The sequence below is a fragment of the Vibrio sp. 10N.222.49.C9 genome, from assembly GCF_041474985.1.
GTDB classification, from domain to species: Bacteria; Pseudomonadota; Gammaproteobacteria; order Enterobacterales; family Vibrionaceae; genus Vibrio; species Vibrio crassostreae_C.
Genome location: NZ_JBFRVD010000767.1, coordinates 1 through 381, shown reverse-complemented (window position 1 = coordinate 381; position 381 = coordinate 1). Strand labels below are relative to the sequence as shown.

The 381-nt window shown below is 45.9% G+C and carries 1 protein-coding gene; it reads left to right on the top strand.

Annotated features, from left to right (window positions below; all coding sequences use genetic code 11):
* Positions 1-202: 202 nt before the first annotated feature.
* On the top strand, positions 203-381 hold a 179-nt coding region (locus AB4585_RS25500; RefSeq protein ID WP_372171573.1), incomplete at its 3' end, for a TrmH family RNA methyltransferase.

Below are 381 nucleotides of genomic sequence, written 5' to 3'. Positions count from 1 at the left end.
TGCTTTTCGCGCAGCGCGAATAGCGATATTTAGCATAGGATGCATAATTATACCCAACGGATGTTAAAGAACGGAAAGCGGGGCGGAGTATAAGCAAGATTGTGGCAAAAGGGAAGTGGTTATTTTTTGCACGAGTGTTTTTTTTATTCCGCTTTTGGGATGTGTTAGTATGCGTCGGTTGTGAAATATAGAGGTAGGCTTGATGTTACAAAACGTCAAAGTGGTATTGGTGGGAACCTCTCACCCAGGGAATATTGGTTCAGCTGCACGAGCAATGAAGGTGATGGGGCTGACTCAGTTAGTCTTAGTTGACCCGCAATGTGAAATCGATGAGCAAACCATGGCATTGGCGGCGGGCGCTGACGATGTAGTGAATAACGC